The sequence below is a fragment of the Escherichia sp. XD33 genome, from assembly GCF_019375075.1.
Lineage (GTDB): Bacteria > Pseudomonadota > Gammaproteobacteria > Enterobacterales > Enterobacteriaceae > Enterobacter > Enterobacter flexneri_A.
The window spans coordinates 48,722-66,802 of record NZ_JAENDM010000003.1 but is presented as its reverse complement, the minus strand read 5'-3'; the positions used below and the strand labels follow the sequence as shown (position 1 = coordinate 66,802).

Sequence of the window (18,081 nt, the reverse complement as noted above, 5' to 3'; positions counted from 1 at the left end):
ATGCCTGATTGCTTTGTGCGATCAGGTATTCTCGAATTAATGGTGATGGTCGTCAATCTGGTGTTCGATAACCATCCCTTCACCTACGCTGGCAAGATGGCGAACATAAGGATGCGGGCGGTAAGCCGGAGCTGGCGCAGGAGCCACATAGACGGTTTGCGGCACAGTCGCGACGCTGACCGCTTGTGGAACGCTGACTGAATCAGGAACCACAACCACTTTGTATCCACTCGGCACATCGACGGTGACACTTTGCGCCATCGCCACACCAGTAAAGCCCATTAAAAGCGCGCCCAACAGTAGACAATTTTTCATAAACATTTCGCCTGAAATAATGCAGCGGGTTAATTTCCGCGAATTATGCAGCCTTCATTCAGGTATTGTGTTGCCGGGCGTGCTGCCGTTTTTATTGGTCAAATGGCGCTTCGTGTTTAAGAACTTTATCGATCACATCCAGTACGCCTTCACGGTTATTGGAGCCTGCCCGGTATTTTGCCGCTGCGACGACCGCGTTGCCGGCATTTTCCATTGCAAAACTAAAGCCTGCCTGACGCAGCATCTCAATATCGTTACCGCCATCGCCAAAGACCACCACTTCGCTGTCGTCTATTCCCCATAATTTCTGCAGTTGGCGAAGGCCATTGGCTTTATGTACGCCGGGGATAATCAGATCGATGCTGCCGTTGCCGGTGTGGACCGACACCATAATATCGCCGATGGCCTCATGTAATGCTTTTTGTACTTGTGGAATCAGTTCATCGGAAAGATTCAGGCCAAACTTAAAGAAGATATCCTCTAAGTTGTCAAAGTTATCGACGTATTCCAGACGGTGATAATACATTTCCGCCACCGTTTTCATGGCATCGTCATATTTTTTGAGTGTATAGGCACTATTTTTTCCGCAGGCAATAATTTCCACTTCCGGGCGCGTCAGCAAATGTTCCACGACAGTAGCAAACGCATCCTTCGATAGCTCGCCATTAAAAACATCTTTGCCTTCGCTCACTACCCAGCCGCCGTTTTCAGCCACAAAGGCAATTTCATTAGCAATTTCAGGGAAGAAAGAGATCAACTGATAATATTGATTCCCGCTGGCGACTACAAAGCGAATTCCTTGTGCTTTCATTTGCTGATACTGAGCCATAAACCGCTCACGGTTATAGGTTTTTTGATCGCTTAAGAAAGTACCATCCATGTCTACCGCAATTAATTTAATGCTCATCAACTATTCTCCATCGCCGTCTGCGTTTTGGTATCGGGTTTGGCGACGGCTTTCGCGACAATAGCCGCGAGAATAACCAGCGCCAGTACAACCAGCATTGCACTACGTAATCCATAATGTTCGCCGAGATAGCCCAGCAGCGGCGGCCCGACGAGGAAAGCCAGATAACCGGTCGTTGCTACCACACTGACGCGGGTTGGTGCATCGGGGCCGGTATCGCTGGCGGCAGAAATGGTCAGCGGGAAGCCCAGCGAGGCACCCAGTCCCCAGAGTACAACAGACACCCCAGCGACCCAGGCGCTATCGACAAAAATAATCAGCCCAATACCCAACGCCCCCATTAGTGCACTGGCCCGAACCACGGCAACGCGACTGTAACGGTCGATGAACCAACCGCCGGTGAAGCGTCCAACGGTCATCCCCAGGGTAAAACCGGCATAAATCAGCGAGCCGGAAGTAGGGCTAAAACCGTGACCGTCAACCATTAATAAGGGTAACCAGTCGTTGGCAGAACCTTCGGCAAAGGCCATCGCCAGCACCACAACACCTATCAGCAGCAACTGGATATCGCGATAAAAAGGTACGCCTTTTTCGCCATGCTGGGTGCCATCGGCAGCATTTTTGCCCGTACCGTCAGGGATTGCCTGAATGGCGATATAAATAGGTGCGATACCTACCAGCGCCGCCAATAAAATGTGCACCGTTGCCGGAACGCCAAAGGCCGTCAGTGCCATCCCGACACCTGCGCCTGCCAGCGTGCCCAGGCTATAAAAACCGTGCATCATCGGCAAAACCGTCTTATTCATTTCTCGCTCAACGGCAGCACCTTCAACGTTTATCGCCACTTCCGCAGAACCAAAACTTGCCCCAAAGACGCCGAGACCAACGGCAAAGAGCAGGGGCGATGTCAGCCAGAGTGCCAGACTTAATATCATCATCCCGATCAATGCGCAGGACATCGTGACCAGGATGACATTACGTGTCCCAAAGCGTTTCACTAACCACGCCGAGCAGAGAATACCGCTCATCGAACCGATCGACAGACCAAAGAGAACACCGCCCATTTCAGCGATCGAGACAGAGAGAATATCGCGGATAGCAGGCGTACGGGTTGCCCAGGACGCCATTAACAGGCCTGGCAAAAAGAAGAACATAAACAGCGCCCAGGTTCGGCGTTTCAATGCATTACGTGAAGAATTTACGGTCATAGATCACGTCAAAATAAGAAGAGGGAAGACAACATTAGCAAGGTTGTGTACATTTGTACACAATTGCAGAGAGAGGAAATGACATGCGTCGCGCTAACGATCCGCAACGGCGAGAAAAAATTATCCAGGCCACGCTGGAGGCGGTGAAACTTTACGGAATACATGCTGTTACGCACCGCAAAATTGCTACCCTTGCCGGGGTACCGTTGGGATCGATGACCTACTATTTTTCAGGAATTGATGAGTTGTTACTGGAGGCGTTCAGCAGTTTTACTGAGATCATGTCCCGGCAATATCAGGCATTTTTTAGCGATGTTAGTGATGCTCCGGGCGCATGCCAGGCTATCACCGATATGATCTACAGCTCACAGGTTGCAACGCCGGATAACATGGAGCTGATGTACCAGCTCTACGCGCTGGCTAGCCGAAAACCGCTATTAAAAACGGTAATGCAAAACTGGATGCAGCGCAGTCAGCAAACGCTCGAACAATGGTTTGAACCCGGAACCGCCCGCGCGCTTGATGCGTTTATTGAGGGGATGACGCTGCATTTTGTCACCGACCGTAAGCCGCTATCGCGCGAGGAGATTTTGAGGATGGTTGAGAGGGTTGCAGGGTAGTAGGTAAGTTTTAGATAACAAAAAACCCATCAACCTTGAACCGAAATGGCGGGGTTGATGGGCTCCACAAAATGGGGACATCAAAGAAAAGCAGTGGCACTAATTAAGACTGATGCCCTGCGGAAAAGTTCTGCGGTTGTGCAAAAAAATTTCATTTTCAGGGCAACTTCAGTTTTATCCTAATCCTGGCCATACCATGACGATGATTGTCCCTGCCAGCGTCAGCAGGACGTTGGCGATTGCATAGGTGCCCGCATAGCCCAGCGCCGGGATGTTACTGCGAGCTGTATCACTGATGATCTCCATTGCCGGCGCGCAGGTACGTGCGCCCATCATTGCGCCGAACAACAGCGCGCGGTTCATTCGCAATACATAAGCACCGAACAAGAAACAGATAACCACGGGCACCAGACTGACAATCAATCCGGCAATCAACATCTGACCGCCAATCGCGCCCAGGCCGTTATTAATACCGCTACCGGCGCTCAGACCAACGCCTGCCATAAACACCATCAAGCCGAACTCTTTCACCATGCTTAATGCACCCTGCGGAATGTAACCGAAGGTCGGGTGGTTAGCACGCATAAAGCCCAGCATAATTCCGGCGAATAACAACCCGGCAGCGTTCCCCATGCCGAAACTGAATGTGCTGAACTGGAAGGTGATCATCCCGATCATCAGCCCAATAACAAAGAAGGCGCAGAATGCCAGCAGGTCAGTGACCTGGCTGTGAATCGAGATAAAGCCGATGCGATCGGCGATGGTTTTTACGCGGCGGGCATCGCCGCTGACTTGTAAAACGTCACCTTTGTTAAGCACGACGTTGTCATCTATCGGCATCTCAATCTGGCTACGAATGACGCGGTTAAGGAAGCAACCGTGATCGGTCAACTTCAGTTGTGCGAGACGTTTACCTACAGCGTTATGGTTTTTAACGACCACTTCTTCAGTGACGATACGCATGTCGAGAAGGTCACGATCGAAAACTTCTTTACCGTTACGGAAGCTGGGATCGAGTCGGGCATGGGCGTCGGGATAGCCTACCAACGCTATTTCATCGCCCATTTGTAGCACGGCATCACCGTCTGGATTTGCCAGAATCCCGTTACGTCGAATACGTTCAATGTAGCAGCCGGTTTGTCGATAAATACCCAGTTCACGCAGATTTTTGCCGTCGGTCCAGGCCACCAGTTCCGGGCCGACGCGATAGGCGCGGATCACCGGTAAATAAACCTTACGGTTGGCATCAGTGTCCAGGCCACGTTCGCGGGCGATTTGCTGGGCGCTGGTCTGTAAGTCCTGATGCTGCAATTTCGGCAAGTAACGCGCACCAACAATCAAACTCACCAGACCGATTAAATAGGTTAAGGCATACCCGAGGCTCAGATTATCCAGTGCCAGTGAGAGCTGCCTGCTTTCCATGCCGGAATGACGCAGTGTATCGCCAGCACCGACCAGAACCGGTGTCGACGTCATAGAGCCTGCTAACATACCGGCCGTCAGGCCAATATCCCAGCCAAACAGCTTACCTAACCCTAAGGCGATCACCAGCGCACTGCCAACCATCACCAGTGCTAACATTAGGTAATTTTTCCCATCGCGAAAAAAAATGGAAAAAAAGTTCGGTCCGGCTTCGACCCCGACGCAGAAAATAAACAGCATAAAGCCAAGATTAAGCGCATCGGTGTTAATGCTGAAATGTTGTTGGCCTAATAACAGCGATACGACTAAAACGCCAATGGAATTACCCAGTTGGATCGAACCAAGTCGTAACTTTCCGAGACATAGCCCAAGCGCGAGGACCACAAATAATAACAGAATGTAATTCCCATTTAACAATTCGGCGACGTTTATATTCACGGAGGCTAACTTCTTGTTTACTAGTAAGCTGTTGAAAGAAATGGTAATTTACGATAATGTTTTTTACCAGAATTCAGGGCGCAGATTCATTCAGCGCACCTAAACGATAGTAAAGTAACAATATATTTTACTAGTGTAATCACATTAGGTATCAACGGCTATATGAATTGCGTTGGCCTATATTAGCATGGAATGCGAAGCGGCTTTATCTTACTGAACGCCACACTGGCGAAAAATGTGTTCGATAGACGCAGTGTCAGGAGGAACGAGTGAAACATAAACAACGTTGGGCGGGGGCAATCTGCTGTTTTGTCCTCTTCATTGTGGTGTGCCTTTTTCTGGCGACGCACATGAAAGGCGCTTTTCGGGCTGCCGGGCATCCTGAAATCGGCTTGCTATTTTTCATTCTTCCTGGAGCAGTCGCCAGCTTCTTTTCACAGCGTAGAGAAGTCCTGAAACCTCTGTTTGGCGCAATGCTGGCGGCACCCTGTTCGATGCTCATTATGCGGCTGTTTTTTTCACCGACGCGCTCATTCTGGCAAGAGCTGGCATGGTTACTAAGCGCGGTGTTCTGGTGTGCGCTGGGGGCACTGTGTTTCTTATTTATCAGTAGTTTGTTTAAACCACAGCACAGAAAAAATCAGTAAAGCCCTCAACGCGAGGGCTTGTCAGACGATCAGGCGTCCAGATTTTCTTTCACCCATGCAGCAAAATCGGTATAGCCGCCGATATGTTGCTGATCGACAAAAATCTGCGGCACGGTTTCTACGGGTTTACCTGCCTTTTGTTGTAGATCTTCTTTAGTGATCCCTTCCGCACGAATATCTACATACTGATACTGAAAATCATCGCGTTCATTGCTCAATTTCTCAGCCAGATCTTTTGCACGCACACAGTAAGGGCAACCCGAACGACCAAAAATAACGGTTTGCATTATTTCTCTCCTCATAGATTTATGCCTGTAATGATCACGCTAAAATGTATTCGCTGAAAGTAGGTTTAACCTGTTGCATTAATTGCTAAAAGCTATAACTGTTAAACACAATACAGTGAAAAGTTTTAGACTGAAGGCTCACTTTGCAGAGGGAAGCGTATGCGCGCGATCGGTAAATTGCCTAAAGGCGTGTTGATACTGGAATTTATCGGAATGATGCTACTGGCGGTGGCGCTGCTGTCGGTAAGCGACTCCCTGTCGCTGCCTGAGCCATTTTCTCGGCCAGAAGTGCAGATTCTGATGATTTTTCTCGGTGTTTTGCTCATGCTTCCCGCTGCGGTGGTGGTTATTCTTCAGGTGGCAAAACGTCTTGCCCCACAGCTGATGAACCGTCCACCGCAATATTCACGTTCAGAAAGAGAAAAAGATAATGACGCCAACCATTGAACTTATTTGTGGCCATCGCTCCATTCGCCATTTCACTGATGAACCCATTTCCGAAGCGCAGCGTGAGGCGATTATTAACAGCGCCCGTGCGACGTCCAGTTCCAGTTTTTTGCAGTGCAGTAGCATTATTCGCATTACCGACAAAGCGTTACGTGAAGAACTGGTGACGCTGACCGGCGGGCAAAAACACGTAGCGCAAGCGGCGGAGTTCTGGGTGTTCTGTGCCGACTTTAACCGCCATTTACAGATCTGTCCGGATGCTCAGCTCGGCCTGGCGGAACAACTGTTGCTCGGTGTCGTTGATACGGCAATGATGGCGCAGAATGCATTAATCGCAGCGGAATCGCTGGGATTGGGCGGGGTATATATCGGCGGCCTGCGCAATAATATTGAAGCGGTGACGAAACTGCTTAAATTACCGCAGCATGTTCTGCCGCTGTTTGGGCTGTGCCTTGGCTGGCCTGCGGATAATCCGGATCTTAAGCCGCGTTTACCGGCCTCCATTTTGGTGCATGAAAACAGCTATCAACCGCTGGATAAAGGCGCACTGGCGCAGTATGACGAGCAACTGGCGGAATATTACCTCACCCGTGGCAGCAATAATCGCCGGGATACCTGGAGCGATCATATCCGCCGAACAATCATTAAAGAAAGCCGCCCATTTATTCTGGATTATTTGCACAAACAGGGTTGGGCGACGCGCTAAAACCGCCACGTCGATGTATGATACGCGGGCTTTTGACCAGGTCTGACAGAGAGGTGCAGGGTGAAAATTGCCATATTGTCCCGGGATGGAACGCTCTATTCGTGTAAGCGGCTGCGTGAAGCCGCTATACAGCGCGGTCACCTGGTTGAAATTCTTGATCCGCTTTCTTGCTACATGAACATAAATCCTGCGGCGTCTTCTATTCACTACAAAGGCCGCAAGTTACCCCATTTTGACGCAGTGATCCCGCGTATTGGCACCGCCATTACCTTTTATGGGACGGCGGCACTGCGCCAGTTCGAGATGCTGGGGAGCTATCCGCTCAATGAGTCGGTCGCCATTGCCCGGGCGCGTGACAAATTGCGTTCCATGCAACTGCTGGCGCGTCAGGGCATCGACCTGCCTGTCACGGGCATTGCGCATTCGCCGGATGATACCAGCGATTTAATCGACATGGTCGGTGGTGCGCCGCTGGTGGTCAAGTTGGTTGAAGGCACGCAGGGAATTGGCGTCGTGCTGGCGGAGACGCGTCAGGCGGCGGAAAGCGTGATTGACGCTTTCCGCGGTCTGAACGCGCATATTCTGGTGCAGGAATATATCAAAGAGGCGCAAGGGTGCGATATCCGCTGTCTGGTTGTTGGCGATGAAGTGGTCGCTGCGATTGAACGGCGGGCGAAAGAGGGCGATTTTCGTTCCAATTTGCATCGTGGCGGCGCGGCAAGCGTCGCCAGTATCACACCACAGGAGCGTGAAATCGCGATAAAAGCCGCGCGAACGATGGCGCTGGACGTTGCTGGTGTGGATATTCTGCGTGCTAATCGCGGGCCGTTGGTGATGGAGGTGAATGCGTCGCCGGGGCTGGAAGGAATAGAAAAAACCACCGGTATCGACATCGCGGGTAAAATGATCCGCTGGATCGAACGCCACGCTACGACAGAATATTGCCTGAAAACGGGTGGTTAGTCGCAATCACATTACTGATCATGGTTTTGCCTGCGCTTTTTGCGTAAGCTGTGCCGGTCTTTTTATCGAAAGAGGTTGTACAAAATTATGACATCGCTGGTCGTTCCTGGTCTGGATACGCTGCGTCAATGGCTCGATGACCTGGGGATGAGTTTTTTTGAATGTGATAACTGTCAGGCTCTGCATCTGCCCCATATGCAGAATTTCGACGGTGTCTTTGATGCCAAAATCGATCTGATCGATAACACGATCCTGTTTTCTGCCATGGCGGAAGTCCGACCTTCAGCCGTATTGCCGCTGGCGGCGGATTTATCTGCCATCAATGCCAGTTCGCTGACCGTGAAAGCATTTCTTGATATGCAGGATGATAATCTGCCAAAGCTGGTGGTTTGCCAGTCTTTATCCGTTATGCAGGGCGTAACCTATGAGCAGTTTGCATGGTTCGTGCGTCAGAGCGAAGAGCAGATTTCGATGGTCATTCTTGAAGCTAATGCCCATCAACTGCTGTTACCGACTGATGATGAAGGGCAAAACAACGTTACCGAAAACTATTTCCTCCACTGATAACTCCTTTCGAGCACGCAGTCGCTGGTGCAGTGGCTGCGCGCTGCAAAATTATCTGCTGTTTTTAACCTTTTCTTAAAGATTATTTCACTTCTCTTGTGTCGATTTGGCTTTATCACATAGAGCAAATATGCATAAAAATTTGTTAAATACCGTTTTTTAATCCGAGCTATAGTCTCAAACCCTGGCTAAAGTTATTCTTGCGATGCTTTTATATAGCGAGCAGTGCTGGCCGGGAGAAAGTTCTCTTTTCTTACACCGCGCCGATAAAAAATATGCACGTTTATTGCATATCTTTCAGTGTGACAACTTTTGTTCGTTTGTTAACGAACTTTCAGAAGGAAAGAGATATGACCGCCTTAAATAAAAAATGGCTATCGGGTCTGGTTGCGGGTGCTCTGATGGCCGTCTCTGTCGGCACGCTCGCGGCTGAACAAAAAACACTCCACATTTATAACTGGTCTGATTATATCGCCCCGGACACGGTGGCCAATTTTGAAAAAGAAACCGGTATTAAAGTCGTCTACGATGTTTTCGACTCTAACGAAGTACTGGAAGGCAAATTAATGGCCGGGAGTACCGGCTTTGATCTGGTGGTTCCATCTGCCAGCTTTCTGGAGCGCCAGTTGACTGCGGGAGTTTTCCAGCCGCTGGACAAAAGCAAATTGCCGGAGTGGAAGAATCTCGACCCGGAACTGCTGAAGCTGGTCGCCAAACACGATCCCGACAATAAATTTGCTATGCCCTATATGTGGGCGACGACCGGGATTGGCTATAACGTTGATAAAGTTAAAGCGGTGCTGGGCGAAAACGCGCCCGTCGATAGCTGGGACTTGATCCTCAAACCTGAAAATCTGGAAAAACTGAAAAGCTGCGGTGTCTCTTTCCTGGATGCGCCAGAAGAAGTTTTTGCTACCGTGTTGAATTATCTCGGCAAAGATCCCAACAGCACTAAAGCGGATGATTACACCGGACCGGCAACAGATCTGCTGTTAAAGCTGCGCCCGAACATTCGTTATTTCCATTCATCTCAATACATTAACGACCTGGCAAACGGCGATATTTGCGTCGCTATCGGCTGGGCAGGTGATGTCTGGCAGGCGTCAAACCGCGCGAAGGAAGCGAAGAATGGAGTGAATGTCTCGTTCTCGATTCCAAAAGAAGGGGCGATGGCGTTCTTTGATGTATTCGCCATGCCTGCGGATGCCAAAAACAAAGACGAAGCCTATCAGTTCCTGAATTACCTGCTGCGCCCGGATGTAGTAGCGCATATTTCCGACCATGTGTTCTATGCCAACGCCAATAAAGCAGCCACGCCGCTGGTGAGTGCGGAAGTCCGTGAGAACCCGGGTATTTATCCGCCTGCGGATGTTCGTGCGAATCTGTTCACTCTGAAAGTGCAGGACCCGAAAATCGACCGTGTGCGCACCCGCGCGTGGACCAAAGTGAAGAGCGGAAAATAATCCGCAGCCTTAGATGCCGGGCGGGCGCACCACACCCGCCGGCAATTCGCACCATCATGGTGCGCTTGCACACATTCAATGCCGGAGAGCAGCCGTGAATGACGCTATCCCTCGCCCGCAGGCGAAAACCCGTAAGGCGCTGACGCCGCTATTAGAAATCCGCAACCTCACCAAATCCTACGATGGTCAACATGCGGTGGATGATGTCAGCCTGACTATCTACAAAGGTGAAATCTTCGCGCTGCTGGGCGCTTCCGGCTGTGGTAAATCCACGCTGCTGCGTATGCTGGCAGGTTTTGAACAACCCTCTGCCGGACAGATTATGCTTGATGGCGTCGATTTGTCACAGGTGCCACCTTATCTACGCCCCATCAATATGATGTTTCAGTCTTACGCATTGTTTCCCCATATGACTGTGGAGCAGAACATCGCCTTTGGCCTGAAACAGGACAAACTACCGAAAGCGGAAATTGCCAGCCGGGTCAACGAGATGCTTGGGCTGGTGCATATGCAGGAGTTCGCCAAACGCAAACCGCATCAGCTTTCCGGCGGTCAGAGACAGCGTGTGGCGCTGGCCCGAAGCCTTGCCAAGCGCCCAAAACTTCTGCTGCTCGACGAACCGATGGGCGCGCTGGATAAAAAATTGCGTGACCGGATGCAGCTTGAAGTGGTGGATATTCTGGAGCGCGTCGGTGTGACCTGCGTGATGGTTACTCACGATCAGGAAGAGGCGATGACCATGGCGGGGCGCATCGCCATTATGAATCGTGGGAAATTTGTCCAGATTGGCGAACCGGAAGAGATCTACGAGCATCCGACTACCCGCTATAGCGCCGAATTTATTGGCTCGGTAAACGTCTTTGAAGGCGTACTCAAAGAGCGTCAGGAAGATGGCCTGGTGCTTGATTCGCCGGGGCTGGTGCATCCACTGAAAGTCGACGCGGATGCCTCGGTGGTCGATAACGTGCCGGTACATGTGGCTCTGCGCCCGGAAAAAATCATGCTTTGCGAAGAGCCGCCCGCCAATGGTTGTAACTTCGCGGTGGGGGAGGTGATACATATTGCCTATCTCGGCGATCTTTCGGTGTATCACGTTCGTCTGAAAAGTGGGCAGATGATTAGCGCCCAGCTACAAAACGCCCATCGTCATCGTAAAGGGTTACCGACCTGGGGCGACGAAGTGCGTTTGTGCTGGGAAGTGGACAGCTGTGTGGTGCTGACGGTTTAAGGAGCAAAGATGAATACACTTGAACCTGCTGCCCAGTCGAAACCGCCGGGCGGATTTAAGCTGTGGTTGTCGCAGCTGCAAATGAAGCATGGGCGCAAACTGGTCATTGCGTTGCCATATATCTGGTTGATCTTGCTGTTTCTGCTGCCATTTCTGATCGTCTTTAAAATAAGTCTGGCGGAGATGGCGCGCGCCATTCCGCCTTATACCGAACTGATGGAGTGGGCTGACGGGCAACTGTCCATCACTCTTAATCTCGGTAATTTCCTGCAACTGACCGACGATCCGCTCTATTTCGATGCTTATCTCCAGTCGCTACAGGTGGCTGCGAATTCGACATTTTGCTGTTTACTGATCGGCTATCCGCTGGCGTGGGCAGTGGCGCACAGTAAGCCTTCGACCCGTAATATCTTATTACTACTGGTGATCCTGCCGTCGTGGACCTCGTTTCTGATTCGTGTCTACGCCTGGATGGGAATATTAAAAAACAACGGTGTGCTGAATAATTTTCTGCTGTGGCTGGGGGTTATCGATCAACCGCTGACCATTCTGCATACCAATCTGGCCGTTTATATCGGCATTGTTTACGCTTACGTGCCGTTTATGGTACTGCCGATTTATACCGCGTTGATTCGTATTGATTATTCGCTGGTGGAAGCAGCGCTGGATCTCGGTGCACGACCGCTGAAAACGTTCTTTAATGTGATCGTGCCGCTGACTAAAGGTGGGATTATTGCCGGATCGATGCTGGTGTTTATCCCGGCTGTGGGCGAGTTTGTGATCCCGGAACTGCTCGGTGGCCCGGACAGCATCATGATCGGGCGCGTGCTGTGGCAGGAGTTCTTTAACAACCGCGACTGGCCGGTGGCCTCGGCGGTAGCGATCATCATGTTGCTGCTGCTAATTGTGCCGATAATGTGGTTTCACAAACACCAGCAAAAAAGCGTGGGAGAACACGGATGAATAATTTACCGGTAGTTCGTTCGCCCTGGCGGATTGTGATTTTGCTGTTGGGCTTCACCTTTCTCTACGCGCCAATGCTGATGCTGGTGATCTATTCATTCAACAGCTCGAAACTGGTGACGGTGTGGGCCGGCTGGTCAACGCGCTGGTATGGTGAGTTATTGCGCGATGACGCGATGATGAGTGCGGTTGGTTTAAGCCTGACAATTGCTGCCTGTGCGGCAACGGCGGCGGCGATCCTCGGGACTATTGCGGCGGTGGTGCTGGTGCGCTTTGGCAGGTTTCGCGGATCAAATGGCTTTGCCTTTATGATCACCGCGCCGCTGGTGATGCCAGATGTCATCACGGGCTTGTCGCTGTTGTTGTTATTCGTCGCGCTTGCTCATGCCATTGGCTGGCCTGCGGACCGCGGGATGCTTACCATCTGGCTGGCGCATGTCACGTTCTGTACGGCTTATGTGGCAGTCGTTATTTCGTCGCGTCTGCGGGAACTGGATAGCTCGATAGAAGAAGCAGCGATGGATCTCGGTGCGACGCCGCTGAAAGTATTTTTCATCATTACGCTACCGATGATCATGCCCGCGATCATTTCTGGCTGGTTACTGGCTTTTACTTTGTCGCTTGATGATCTGGTGATCGCCAGCTTTGTTTCTGGGCCGGGAGCCACCACGTTACCGATGCTGGTCTTTTCCAGCGTGCGGATGGGGGTGAATCCGGAAATCAACGCCCTTGCAACGTTAATTCTCGGTGCGGTCGGAATTGTCGGATTTATCGCCTGGTATCTGATGGCTCGCGCAGAAAAACAGCGGATACGCGATATCCAGCGTGCAAGACGTGGCTGAAGACACTAAAATTTGCCAACCTGGCTACATAATGCCGCGCATGCCGCGGCATTATTTTCATGGAAGACGAAACGTTGGGATTTTTTAAGAAAACATCTTCATCTCATGCTCGCCTGAATGTGCCTGCGCTGGTGCAGGTAGCGGCGCTCGCCATTATTATGATCCGTGGCCTCGACGTGCTGATGATTTTCAATACGCTGGGCGTGCGCGGTATTGGCGAGTTCATTCATCGCAGCGTACAAACCTGGAGCTTAACGCTGGTCTTTTTAAGCAGTCTGGTGCTGGTTTTTATCGAGATCTGGTGTGCGTTTTCACTGGTGAAAGGGCGTCGCTGGGCGCGCTGGCTATATCTGCTGACACAAATCACCGCCGCAAGTTACTTGTGGGCGGCTTCGCTGGGGTATGGTTATCCGGAGCTGTTCAGCATTCCCGGTGAATCAAAACGTGAAATCTTCCATAGCCTGATGCTGCAGAAGCTGCCGGATATGCTCATCCTGATGCTGCTGTTCGTTCCCTCGACCAGTCGGCGGTTCTTCCAGTTGCAATAATGTGTATAATCGTCGGCCCTGATGATGTGAAGGTCAATGTATGCAGTGCGCACTTTACGACGCGGGTCGCTGTCGTTCCTGTCAGTGGATAACGCAGCCGATTCCAGAGCAACTCTCCGCTAAAACCGCCGATCTTAAAAATCTGCTCGCCGATTTTCCGGTCGTGGAATGGTGCGCGCCGGTGTCAGGCCCGGAACAAGGGTTTCGTAATAAAGCCAAAATGGTGGTGAGTGGTAGCGTTGAAAAACCACTGCTCGGTATGCTGCATCGCGACGGCACACCGGAAGACCTTTGTGACTGCCCGCTTTATCCTGCCTCATTTGCGCCCGTTTTTGCGGCGCTAAAACCGTTTATCGCCCGAGCGGGGCTAACGCCTTATAACGTGGCGCGTAAGCGTGGCGAACTGAAATACATTCTGCTGACTGAAAGCCAGAGTGATGGCGGCATGATGCTGCGCTTTGTACTGCGTTCTGATACCAAGCTGGCGCAACTGCGTAAGGCGCTGCCGTGGTTACACGAACAACTACCGCAGCTGAAAGTTATTACCGTCAATATTCAGCCGGTACATATGGCGATTATGGAAGGGGAGACGGAGATCTACCTGACCGAACAACAGGCACTGGCGGAGCGTTTTAATGACGTACCGCTGTGGATCCGTCCGCAAAGTTTCTTCCAGACTAATCCGGCGGTCGCCAGCCAGTTGTACGCCACCGCGCGCGACTGGGTACGACAGCTGCCGGTTAAACATATGTGGGATCTGTTCTGCGGTGTGGGGGGCTTTGGTTTACACTGCGCGACGCCTGACATGCAGTTAACCGGGATCGAAATTGCATCAGAGGCCATTGCCTGTGCAAAGCAGTCAGCCGCTGAACTGGGCTTAACGCGTTTGCAATTTCAGGCGCTGGACTCCACTCAGTTTGCCACCGCTCAGGGGGATGTGCCGGAGCTGGTGCTGGTTAACCCGCCGCGCCGCGGCATTGGTAAACCGCTGTGTGATTATCTCTCAACGATGGCACCGCGTTTTATCATCTACTCCAGCTGTAACGCCCAAACTATGGCGAAAGATATCCGCGAACTGCCTGGGTTTCGTATTGAACGGGTGCAGCTTTTCGATATGTTCCCGCATACCGCGCACTATGAAGTGCTGACGCTGCTGGTGAAGCAATAAAAAAGCCGCATGTGCGGCTTCAGATTGCTGACAAAGTGCGCGTTGTTTATGCCGGATGCGGCGTAAACGCCTTATCCGGCCTACAAAAGCGTGCAAATTCAATACATTGCATGGGCCATGTAGGCCTGATAAGCGTAGCGCATCAGGCAATTTTACCTTTGTCATCAGTCTCAAGCCGCGGTTGCGGCTTTCTGAATCTTACTGTGGGAACCACTGGTCACTGATTTTTTGATAAGTACCGTCAGCTTTAATTGCTGCCAGCGCGTTATTCAGTTTTTCCAGCAGGGCTTTGTTATCCGGACGTACAGCGATGCCCAGGCCGGTGCCAAAATATTGCGGATCGGTCACTTTCTCAGTAGCAACACCAAGTTGTGGATTGGTTTTCAGCCATTCGTTTACCACCGCTGTGTCACCAAATACCCCATCAATACGACCATTTTTCAGATCGATAAAGGCATTCTGATAACTGTCATAAGAGACAGTTTTCACTTCCGGGTGCTGATCCTGAATATATTTCTGGTGCGTAGTACCGTTTTCCATCCCAATACGTTTGCCTTTCAGATCGGCAAACGTTTTGTAGGTATCTTTTTTGGCAATCACGACGGCTGAGTTTTCATAGTAGGGCGTGGTAAACGATACCTGTTTGCTACGCTCCGGGGTGATATCCATACCGGAGATTACGGCGTCATATTTTCTGAATTTCAGGGACGGGATCAGGCTGTCGAACGCGTGATTAGTAAAAGTACATTCTGCCTGCATTTGTTTGCACAAGGCTTTTGCCAGATCGATATCAAAGCCGACAATCTCATTATTAGCACCTATAGATTCAAAGGGTGGATAGGTGGCTGAAACGCCAAAATTGATTTTCTCTGCGGCAGAAGCACCGAAAGTAAAGGAAGCAAGTAAAGCGGCAAGAACTAACTTTTTCATGATGGAACTCCCGTCTGTCAATCTTATGATTTTTGGCCGTGTCTGCGGCATGGGATAACAATGCCATCAAGTGAATTTATATGCAATAAACATGATTAAATAATTTAAATGAAATAAAAAAGACGGACAACTTAGTGGGTTGTCCGTCTTCATTATAAGAATTTATGCACTATGTAGGCCGGATAAGGCGTCCCCGCCGCATCCGGCACAGGCACCGTGCTGATGTCTGATGCGACGCTGGCGCGTCTTATCAGACCTACAAAACCCCCCGGCGAATGTACGCAGCCACATTAATTTCGCCGTTCGAATGCCAGCGCTTTGCGCTCGATCAGACGCATCATCAGCGTCAGCAGGCCGTTAACGACCAGGTAAATAATCCCTGCCGCACCGAACACCATTACATCGTAGGTGCGTCCGTACAACAACTGGCTGTATCCCATCACTTCCATCAGCGTAATGGTGTATGCCAGAGAGGTACTTTTGAATACCAGCACCACTTCGTTGGAATAAGAAGAGAGCGAGCGTTTAAAGGCATACGGCAGCAGGATCGCCAGCGTATCTTTTTTGCTCATTCCCAGGGCGCTACAGGACTGCCACTGACCTTCCGGGATCGCACGAATTGCACCGTAAAACAGCTGCGTGGTATACGCCGCACTATTCAGCGACAACGCAATCAGCGCACATAACCACGGTTCTGACAACAAATGCCACAGTGCCGGATACTCCTGCAAAGTCGGAAACTGGCCCGGCCCGTAATAAATCAGGAAGATCTGCACCAGCAGCGGCGTACCGGTAAACAGCGTGATATAACCCCGCACCAGCCACACCAGCACCGGCGTTTTCAGCGTCAGGATGATGGTAAAAATCAATGCCAGAATCAGTGCCACAATCAGCGAGGCAACGGTTAGCGTCAGGCTGGTGTGTAGCCCTTTCATCAGTTCGGGTAAATACTCAAACATTAGCTGGGCCTCCGCTCAAAACGTGTCGCGCGCAGGTCAATGCGTTTGAGAATGTACTGACTGAGCAGGGTGATCACCAGGTAAATCGCCGCCGCCACAATGTACCAGGTAAATGGTTCCTGGGTACGAGTAGCGATGCTTTTTGTTTGCAGCATTAAATCATTCACACTAATCAAACTGACCAGCGCGGTATCTTTCAGCAGCACCAGCCACTGGTTACCGAGGCCAGGCAGCGCATGACGCCACATCTGCGGCATCACCAGACGGAAAAAGATAGCCGATTTCGACAGCCCCAGCGCCTGACCAGACTCCCACTGACCCACCGGCACCGCTTTCAACGCGCCCCGAAGCGTTTGCGAGGCATAGGCGGCATACAGCAGTGACAGAGCGATGACACCACAAAGGAACGGGCTAACGTCGAAGTTCTCAATGTCCATCTGCACTGGGATCTGCACGAACCCAAGATTGATAGTGAAGCCATCCGAAAGCGTCAGCAGCAGCTGCGAGGAGCCAAAATAGATAAACAGCACCACCAGAATTTCTGGCAGGCCACGCAGAATGGTTACCAGCGCTGAACCTGCCCACGCGACAGGACGCCATTTTGCCGACTCCCATACCGCAAAGAACATCGCCAGCGCCAGCCCGACAATCAATGCACAAACGGCAAGGCCGACGGTCATCCTGGCGGCGCTTGCTAAAGGAAAAAATTCATTCATCAGGAATTACTTCTGGAACCATTTGTTGTAGATGGTTTCGTAAGTGCCATCTTTCTTCACTTTTTCCAGCGCAGTGTTGAGTTTCTGCTGCAGCTCAGTGTTGCCCTGACGTACCGCGATGCCGAGGCCAGTGCCGAAGTAATCTTTATCGGTCACTTTGTCGCCCACCGCCGCCAGTTTCGGGTTATCTTTCAGCCACTCAGTGACCACTGCGGTGTCACCGAAGACGCCGTCGATACGCCCGTTTTGCAGATCCAGTTTTGCGTTCTGGTAGCTGTCATACGGAACGGTAGTGATTTCCGGGTGCTTATCCATAATGAATTTCTGGTGTGTCGTCCCGTTCTGTACGCCGACTTTTTTGCCTTTCAGCTGATCAACACTGGTGTATTTGCCTTGCTGACCCACAAACAGGGCAGAGTTGTCATAGTACGGGGTGGTAAACAGCACCTGCTTTTCACGCTCCGGAGTGATATCCATGCCCGCCATCACGGCTTCTACGCGACGGAATTTCAGGCTTGGGATCAGGCTGTCAAACGCCTGGTTAGAGAAAGTGCAGGTTGCATCAATCTCTTTACACAGCGCTTGTGCCAGGTCGACGTCAAAACCAACGATCTGGTTGTTTGCATCAATCGATTCAAACGGAGGATAGGAGGCTTCGGTAGCAAAACGAATGGTTTCGGCAGCTGTGGCGGAAAGACTAAAACCTGCAATTAACGCGGCAATCAGAACTTTTTTCATTG

21 protein-coding genes are annotated in these 18,081 nt (G+C 51.1%); 12 read left to right on the top strand and 9 right to left on the bottom strand.

Going from position 1 to position 18,081, the window contains the following annotated elements:
- Positions 1–36 precede the first annotated feature (36 nt).
- The 3 genes from ybjH to K0778_RS03190 form a co-directional block, all read right to left on the bottom strand.
- Complete coding sequence (gene ybjH / locus K0778_RS03200; RefSeq protein WP_000480892.1) at positions 37–321, bottom strand: protein YbjH; 285 nt, start codon at positions 319–321, stop codon at positions 37–39.
- Positions 322–406: 85 nt separating this feature from the next.
- Positions 407–1,222, bottom strand: coding sequence for a 5-amino-6-(5-phospho-D-ribitylamino)uracil phosphatase (gene ybjI, locus K0778_RS03195; protein WP_000023564.1), 816 nt, complete (start codon positions 1,220–1,222; stop codon positions 407–409).
- A complete protein-coding gene (locus tag K0778_RS03190) occupies positions 1,222–2,430 on the bottom strand; it encodes an MFS transporter (RefSeq protein WP_000217859.1) in 1,209 nt (402 codons plus the stop codon). The genes ybjI and K0778_RS03190 overlap by 1 nt, the downstream gene beginning before the upstream one ends.
- 83 nt (positions 2,431–2,513) lie before the next feature.
- On the opposite strand from K0778_RS03190, the gene rcdA reads away from it, so the two are divergent.
- Positions 2,514–3,050, top strand: coding sequence for a DNA-binding transcriptional regulator RcdA (rcdA, locus tag K0778_RS03185; protein ID WP_001295289.1), 537 nt, complete (start codon positions 2,514–2,516; stop codon positions 3,048–3,050).
- A 174-nt stretch (positions 3,051–3,224) separates the two neighbouring features.
- Here rcdA and K0778_RS03180 read toward each other — a convergent pair whose 3' ends face one another.
- Positions 3,225–4,910 carry an aspartate:alanine antiporter gene (locus K0778_RS03180; protein WP_001024876.1) on the bottom strand — a complete coding sequence of 562 codons (1,686 nt, stop codon included), beginning with the start codon at positions 4,908–4,910 and terminating at the stop codon, positions 3,225–3,227.
- A gap of 269 nt (positions 4,911–5,179) precedes the next feature.
- On the opposite strand from K0778_RS03180, the gene K0778_RS03175 reads away from it, so the two are divergent.
- Positions 5,180–5,557 carry an inner membrane protein YbjM gene (locus K0778_RS03175; protein WP_000681108.1) on the top strand — a complete coding sequence of 126 codons (378 nt, stop codon included), beginning with the start codon at positions 5,180–5,182 and terminating at the stop codon, positions 5,555–5,557.
- 29 nt (positions 5,558–5,586) lie between these two features.
- Here K0778_RS03175 and grxA read toward each other — a convergent pair whose 3' ends face one another.
- Complete coding sequence (gene grxA / locus K0778_RS03170; protein ID WP_001195240.1) at positions 5,587–5,844, bottom strand: glutaredoxin 1; 258 nt, start codon at positions 5,842–5,844, stop codon at positions 5,587–5,589.
- A 159-nt stretch (positions 5,845–6,003) separates the two neighbouring features.
- Here grxA and K0778_RS03165 point away from each other — a divergent pair, with 159 nt between their 5' ends.
- From K0778_RS03165 to rlmC, 10 genes are all read left to right on the top strand, one after another.
- Positions 6,004–6,291, top strand: a complete 288-nt coding sequence (locus tag K0778_RS03165; protein ID WP_001201560.1) for a DUF1418 family protein — start codon at positions 6,004–6,006, stop codon at positions 6,289–6,291.
- Positions 6,275–6,997: a nitroreductase NfsA gene (gene nfsA / locus K0778_RS03160; RefSeq protein ID WP_000189159.1), complete on the top strand. Its 723-nt coding sequence runs from the start codon at positions 6,275–6,277 to the stop codon at positions 6,995–6,997. Before K0778_RS03165 ends, nfsA begins: the two co-directional genes overlap by 17 nt.
- Before the next feature lie 60 nt (positions 6,998–7,057).
- Complete coding sequence (gene rimK / locus K0778_RS03155) at positions 7,058–7,960, top strand: 30S ribosomal protein S6--L-glutamate ligase (RefSeq protein WP_000684321.1); 903 nt, start codon at positions 7,058–7,060, stop codon at positions 7,958–7,960.
- Positions 7,961–8,047: 87 nt separating this feature from the next.
- The gene (locus K0778_RS03150; RefSeq protein WP_000203025.1) at positions 8,048–8,524 is read left to right on the top strand and encodes a YbjN domain-containing protein; all 477 of its coding nucleotides are present in this window, start codon (positions 8,048–8,050) and stop codon (positions 8,522–8,524) included.
- A 350-nt stretch (positions 8,525–8,874) separates the two neighbouring features.
- Entirely contained in the window at positions 8,875–9,987 is a 1,113-nt protein-coding gene (potF, locus tag K0778_RS03145) for a spermidine/putrescine ABC transporter substrate-binding protein PotF (RefSeq protein WP_000126073.1), read from the top strand.
- Between the two features lie 94 nt (positions 9,988–10,081).
- A complete protein-coding gene (gene potG, locus K0778_RS03140) occupies positions 10,082–11,215 on the top strand; it encodes a putrescine ABC transporter ATP-binding subunit PotG (RefSeq protein WP_000996005.1) in 1,134 nt (377 codons plus the stop codon).
- A gap of 9 nt (positions 11,216–11,224) precedes the next feature.
- The gene (gene potH, locus K0778_RS03135; protein WP_001619263.1) at positions 11,225–12,178 is read left to right on the top strand and encodes a putrescine ABC transporter permease PotH; all 954 of its coding nucleotides are present in this window, start codon (positions 11,225–11,227) and stop codon (positions 12,176–12,178) included.
- Positions 12,175–13,020 carry a putrescine ABC transporter permease PotI gene (potI, locus tag K0778_RS03130; RefSeq protein ID WP_063084854.1) on the top strand — a complete coding sequence of 282 codons (846 nt, stop codon included), beginning with the start codon at positions 12,175–12,177 and terminating at the stop codon, positions 13,018–13,020. The genes potH and potI overlap by 4 nt, the downstream gene beginning before the upstream one ends.
- A 59-nt stretch (positions 13,021–13,079) precedes the next feature.
- Positions 13,080–13,568, top strand: coding sequence for a YbjO family protein (locus tag K0778_RS03125; RefSeq protein WP_000389260.1), 489 nt, complete (start codon positions 13,080–13,082; stop codon positions 13,566–13,568).
- A gap of 40 nt (positions 13,569–13,608) precedes the next feature.
- Positions 13,609–14,736, top strand: a complete 1,128-nt coding sequence (gene rlmC, locus K0778_RS03120; RefSeq protein ID WP_001149756.1) for a 23S rRNA (uracil(747)-C(5))-methyltransferase RlmC — start codon at positions 13,609–13,611, stop codon at positions 14,734–14,736.
- 198 nt (positions 14,737–14,934) lie between these two features.
- On the opposite strand, the gene artJ is transcribed toward rlmC, so the two are convergent.
- From artJ to artI, 4 genes are all read right to left on the bottom strand, one after another.
- Positions 14,935–15,666 (bottom strand): arginine ABC transporter substrate-binding protein ArtJ, encoded by a 732-nt coding sequence (artJ, locus tag K0778_RS03115; RefSeq protein ID WP_001295339.1) that lies wholly within the window; start codon positions 15,664–15,666, stop codon positions 14,935–14,937.
- 290 nt (positions 15,667–15,956) lie between these two features.
- Positions 15,957–16,625, bottom strand: a complete 669-nt coding sequence (artM, locus tag K0778_RS03110) for an arginine ABC transporter permease ArtM (protein ID WP_000464491.1) — start codon at positions 16,623–16,625, stop codon at positions 15,957–15,959.
- Positions 16,625–17,341 carry an arginine ABC transporter permease ArtQ gene (artQ, locus tag K0778_RS03105; protein WP_063084855.1) on the bottom strand — a complete coding sequence of 239 codons (717 nt, stop codon included), beginning with the start codon at positions 17,339–17,341 and terminating at the stop codon, positions 16,625–16,627. The genes artM and artQ overlap by 1 nt, the downstream gene beginning before the upstream one ends.
- 6 nt (positions 17,342–17,347) lie before the next feature.
- The gene (gene artI, locus K0778_RS03100) at positions 17,348–18,079 is read right to left on the bottom strand and encodes an arginine ABC transporter substrate-binding protein ArtI (protein WP_000756569.1); all 732 of its coding nucleotides are present in this window, start codon (positions 18,077–18,079) and stop codon (positions 17,348–17,350) included.
- Between the last annotated feature and the right edge of the window lie 2 nt (positions 18,080–18,081).

Excerpts from the sequence above, each read along its gene's own strand:
- ybjH (WP_000480892.1), bottom strand. The coding sequence starts at position 321 with ATGTTTATGAAAAATTGTCTACTGTTGGGCGCGCTTTTAATGGGCTTT.
- ybjI (WP_000023564.1), bottom strand. The coding sequence starts at position 1,222 with ATGAGCATTAAATTAATTGCGGTAGACATGGATGGTACTTTCTTAAGC.
- K0778_RS03190 (WP_000217859.1), bottom strand. The coding sequence starts at position 2,430 with ATGACCGTAAATTCTTCACGTAATGCATTGAAACGCCGAACCTGGGCG.
- rcdA (WP_001295289.1), top strand. The coding sequence starts at position 2,514 with ATGCGTCGCGCTAACGATCCGCAACGGCGAGAAAAAATTATCCAGGCC.
- grxA (WP_001195240.1), bottom strand. The coding sequence starts at position 5,844 with ATGCAAACCGTTATTTTTGGTCGTTCGGGTTGCCCTTACTGTGTGCGT.
- K0778_RS03165 (WP_001201560.1), top strand. The coding sequence starts at position 6,004 with ATGCGCGCGATCGGTAAATTGCCTAAAGGCGTGTTGATACTGGAATTT.
- nfsA (WP_000189159.1), top strand. The coding sequence starts at position 6,275 with ATGACGCCAACCATTGAACTTATTTGTGGCCATCGCTCCATTCGCCAT.
- K0778_RS03150 (WP_000203025.1), top strand. The coding sequence starts at position 8,048 with ATGACATCGCTGGTCGTTCCTGGTCTGGATACGCTGCGTCAATGGCTC.
- potF (WP_000126073.1), top strand. The coding sequence starts at position 8,875 with ATGACCGCCTTAAATAAAAAATGGCTATCGGGTCTGGTTGCGGGTGCT.
- potH (WP_001619263.1), top strand. The coding sequence starts at position 11,225 with ATGAATACACTTGAACCTGCTGCCCAGTCGAAACCGCCGGGCGGATTT.
- potI (WP_063084854.1), top strand. The coding sequence starts at position 12,175 with ATGAATAATTTACCGGTAGTTCGTTCGCCCTGGCGGATTGTGATTTTG.
- K0778_RS03125 (WP_000389260.1), top strand. The coding sequence starts at position 13,080 with ATGGAAGACGAAACGTTGGGATTTTTTAAGAAAACATCTTCATCTCAT.
- rlmC (WP_001149756.1), top strand. The coding sequence starts at position 13,609 with ATGCAGTGCGCACTTTACGACGCGGGTCGCTGTCGTTCCTGTCAGTGG.
- artJ (WP_001295339.1), bottom strand. The coding sequence starts at position 15,666 with ATGAAAAAGTTAGTTCTTGCCGCTTTACTTGCTTCCTTTACTTTCGGT.
- artM (WP_000464491.1), bottom strand. The coding sequence starts at position 16,625 with ATGTTTGAGTATTTACCCGAACTGATGAAAGGGCTACACACCAGCCTG.
- artQ (WP_063084855.1), bottom strand. The coding sequence starts at position 17,341 with ATGAATGAATTTTTTCCTTTAGCAAGCGCCGCCAGGATGACCGTCGGC.
- artI (WP_000756569.1), bottom strand. The coding sequence starts at position 18,079 with ATGAAAAAAGTTCTGATTGCCGCGTTAATTGCAGGTTTTAGTCTTTCC.